Genomic DNA, 2,984 nt, shown 5'->3' on the forward strand with positions numbered 1-2,984 from the left:
TCTTAAGTAAAGTTATAACAATGGCAGATAAAAAAGACTTAGCACCGGAAAAAGTTCGCCTCAAAGATAATTACCGAGAGCGCATATTTGCAGAATCGCAAAAACTAGATAAAAGTTACCTGGACACGCTTTACTTTATGGTTGATTGCTATTTTGTTTTCATCAAGGCTGGATTACCTGCACAACTTTTACCTGACTCACCGATTAATACTGAATCAAACCAACTCACGTCTTGGACTCAAACTCCATTTGCAGAGGAGAAAGAAGAGGATTCTTCAGGGGAAACATTCAGCCTTGATTTTGATTTGTAACTGTCAAAGGAAGTTCTTAATCTGGGTATTCTCTTAATACTTTCTTTAGATTTCCACACCCCTCTTTAGTCTGGGTAAATTCAAATTCACACTGAGACTAGCAGTCAGTAAAGCAATCAGGGCGTATGTGCAGAGTTTGAAGTACATCGCTGCAAGGGGTGACAATCGTTGCTTAAAGCAATCCACGTCCTTACCATTGGCTCAAGAGCAGTACTACACTATGTCTTAATTTTGTAATCGCAGTAGTGGACAAAAACTTGCTGTGATTGGGATGTTTTTTCATTCATGTAACAAAGCCGCATCTGATACTGTAGTCTGTGTTTAGAAGTAGAGCAATCAATGTAGACGAAACCTTACCCTACTTAAAGGCGACACCGATAGCGTAGCGTATACCCTTCGGGATGCAACGCTTAGAGCGACGCAGGAGCGTCACAGCCCACCGCAGGCATGGCTTGACTTTGAAATAACAGCAACTGCAAGGAATAAAATCGGACAAGTGAGATGACATCAGATGAAACGCTCAAACGAAAGGTATTAAACAAGGTAACTCGGCGGCTAATTCCCTTGTTATTTGTGCTTTATATCATTGCTTATTTGGATCGGGTTAATGTCGGTTTTGCCGCCTTGCAAATGAATCACGATTTGGGCTTTAGTTCCACAATCTATGGTTTCGGCTCAGGGATTTTCTTCTTGGGCTACTTTTTGTTTGAAATTCCTAGCAACCTTATACTAGAAAGAATTGGTGCTAGGGTTTGGATTGCCCGGATTGTCATAACTTGGGGCGTAATTGCCGCAAGTATGATGTTTGTTAAAAGCCCTTTGAGCTTTTACTTATTACGTTTTTTATTAGCTTAAAGTTGTTGGCGTAGCTGATGGTGAGCTAATAAAGAACAGATTGGGTACTACTAAGTTGCTCTACTTCCAGTGTATTTCTGGAAAATAGATTGTGCCGTATGTAGTCTAAGAGGATGTTTGAAAAGGGTCGGATTAAGCCTCAAGTGCGACTCAGAGGTGCAATGTCAAATCCCAAAACTGATTCCCTCGTAGCAGTTTCTGGGTAGCCAGGGTAGTGAAACACACGCTGGAGGACTTTTCAAACATCCTCTTAGATAAATATCAATTGAATATTCAAAGGTAAAGTAAAGTAATGCTCAATATAGATTTAGAACAACTTCTTTACACGGTACAAATAGATTTCCAAACAGAGATTACTAAGATTGTTGAACAAGTTTTTAGCAACACTGAGTTTCAGTTATAGCGGTTATCAGTCTTCCGAAGTACAGTAGCAGCAGTGAGTAAACCAACCGAGTAAATTCTCTGTAGTCACTTCTGCGAATGCCACATCCAATGCCTTGAGTAAATCAGGATACGTCCTTGCACCGATGCTGCGGAGAATGTTTTTGATCTTAGACCAACAGTTTTCAATCGGCGAAAAATCGGGGGAGTAAGGGGGAAGATAAATGAGGCTAGCTCCAGCAGCGATGATCAAAGCTTCAAGTTCATCACTTTTATGGATCGAGCAGTTATCCATGATCACGACTGCACCAGGCCAAAGCTGAGGTACGAGTTTTTGAGCGATGAAGGCATCAAAGGTCAAGGCATCGATAGAACCTAAACCACTCCATTGGGTGAGCAGTCCTTTTAAGCTAATGGCGCCAATTACCGAGACATTTTTCCCTTTGCGGTTGGGCTTTTGAGCATAGGCTCGCTGCCCTGGCAACGCACGGGCACATTTGCGAATGAAGGACAGATTAACCCCTGATTCATCTAAGAAGATTAGATTTTCCACGGGTATGCCCCTCAGGAGCTTCCAGTACTCAAATCGGGCCAATTGGACTTCATCAGTGCCTTTCTTTGTGGGGTGGAGACTTTTTTTTGAGGTTTAGGTTGAGTTGAAAGCGAACCATCCGATTCACTGTGGCCACCCCAATTAACACCTCTGTTTTCTCGTAAAGTCGTTCCCGCAATTCCCTTAACGTTGCATCGGGCTGTGCTACAACGAGTTGACCCAGGATTTCGAGCTGTTCGGCATTCAACTTTGTTGGCGTCTGCTCAGTACGAACTTTGGCGCTGATCGTGCCAAATTCACGATGGCGTTTGAGTAAATTTTGGACAAAACTTAAGGTAACGCCAAAGTTTTTAGCCAGTTTTCGTTGGGAAATGTCACCTCCGGCATAAGCATCAACAACTTTCTGACGCAAGTCGAGAGAGTAGGCTTTCATAGCGACCAGTTATCAGTAAAATTGTTCTCTCATAAGTGTACTGAATTGGACTGATAATCGCTATATCTGCTCGAAAAATCGGTAAGATTCATGCAGCTTTAGTTGTACCACAAATGTATTTAAAATCCTTACATAAAAACTCTCAAAATATTTTTGACACTAATTTAGCTATTACTTTTAAAAGTAAAAACCATGCTGTCGGAAATTCAGGGTAAGCGCATTTCAAAGGCTATTGACAACAAGGCTTTTCAGCATCATGATGATGAGATAAGCAAGCAGTTAAAATGGTCAACATATAGTTGTTATCCATAGCAGCTCTGTTTGATTTTTGACGGTTACTTCGCTTGAGTGATTGTTCCAAATTTAAAGCGTTAAGTGCAATTCGACGCAGCAATGATAGATTTTGTGGAGCATGGCCAGTACGGACGCGGCAAGCGTCTTCATTGAAGGT

The 2,984-nt window shown here is 41.7% G+C and carries 4 protein-coding genes and 1 pseudogene; 2 read left to right on the forward strand and 3 right to left on the reverse strand.

What is annotated here, in order from left to right:
- Together H6G96_RS40490 and H6G96_RS40495 are read left to right on the forward strand one after the other, a co-directional pair.
- The coding region (locus H6G96_RS40490) for a hypothetical protein (protein WP_347242365.1) at positions 1 to 311 on the forward strand (311 nt) is incomplete at its 5' end.
- Between the two features lie 501 nt (positions 312 to 812).
- Complete coding sequence (locus tag H6G96_RS40495; protein WP_199339898.1) at positions 813 to 1,166, forward strand: MFS transporter; 354 nt, start codon at positions 813 to 815, stop codon at positions 1,164 to 1,166.
- Between the two features lie 409 nt (positions 1,167 to 1,575).
- Here H6G96_RS40495 and H6G96_RS42215 read toward each other — a convergent pair whose 3' ends face one another.
- From H6G96_RS42215 to H6G96_RS41005, 3 genes and pseudogenes are all read right to left on the reverse strand, one after another.
- A complete protein-coding gene (locus tag H6G96_RS42215; protein WP_347242366.1) occupies positions 1,576 to 2,100 on the reverse strand; it encodes an IS630 family transposase in 525 nt (174 codons plus the stop codon).
- A 52-nt stretch (positions 2,101 to 2,152) separates the two neighbouring features.
- The gene (locus H6G96_RS42220; RefSeq protein ID WP_242063668.1) at positions 2,153 to 2,533 is read right to left on the reverse strand and encodes a transposase; all 381 of its coding nucleotides are present in this window, start codon (positions 2,531 to 2,533) and stop codon (positions 2,153 to 2,155) included.
- 229 nt (positions 2,534 to 2,762) lie between these two features.
- Positions 2,763 to 2,984, reverse strand: a pseudogene (locus H6G96_RS41005) (ISAs1 family transposase); the annotation flags it as partial.

Source organism: Nostoc sp. FACHB-892, assembly GCF_014698795.1.
Taxonomy (GTDB): Bacteria; Cyanobacteriota; Cyanobacteriia; order Cyanobacteriales; family Nostocaceae; genus Nostoc.

Excerpts from the sequence above, each read along its gene's own strand:
- H6G96_RS42220 (WP_242063668.1), bottom strand. The coding sequence starts at position 2,533 with ATGAAAGCCTACTCTCTCGACTTGCGTCAGAAAGTTGTTGATGCTTAT.
- H6G96_RS40495 (WP_199339898.1), top strand. The coding sequence starts at position 813 with ATGACATCAGATGAAACGCTCAAACGAAAGGTATTAAACAAGGTAACT.